Annotated in this window: 1 protein-coding gene; it reads right to left on the reverse strand. The window is 47.2% G+C overall.

Going from position 1 to position 547, the window contains the following annotated elements:
• The coding region (locus E4T71_RS08795) for a DUF1542 domain-containing protein (RefSeq protein ID WP_135038955.1) at window positions 1-547 on the reverse strand (547 nt) is incomplete at both ends.

Below are 547 nucleotides of genomic sequence, written 5' to 3' on the forward strand. Positions count from 1 at the left end.
TGCATCAACTTGAGCCTTAGCTGCTGCTTTCTCTTCGTCTGTTAGATCAGAGCGAGCGTCAATTTCATCCTTCTTGGCTTGAGCGGCTTCATCGACGGCTTTCTTCGCTTCAGGCTTAGCAACTGCATCTGGGTTAATAGCTTTAACAGTATCAACACCTGCAGTCTTAGCTTCTTCAACTCCTGCATCTGTTGTTGCTGCATCTACTGCAGCTTTGGCTTTTTCTGCTTCTGCATCAACTTGAGCCTTAGCTGCTGCTTTCTCTTCGTCTGTTAGATCAGAGCGAGCGTCAATTTCATCCTTCTTGGCTTGAGCGGCTTCATCGACGGCTTTCTTCGCTTCAGGCTTAGCAACTGCAGCTGGGTTAATAGCTTTAACAGTATCAACACCTGCAGTCTTAGCTTCTTCAACTCCTGCATCTGTTGTTGCTGCATCTACTGCAGCTTTGGCTTTTTCTGCTTCTGCATCAACTTGAGCCTTAGCTGCTGCTTTCTCTTCGTCTGTTAGATCAGAGCGAGCGTCAATTTCATCCTTCTTGGCTTGAGCG

It is taken from the genome of Streptococcus sp. WM07, assembly GCF_004570525.1.
Taxonomy (GTDB): domain Bacteria; phylum Bacillota; class Bacilli; order Lactobacillales; family Streptococcaceae; genus Streptococcus.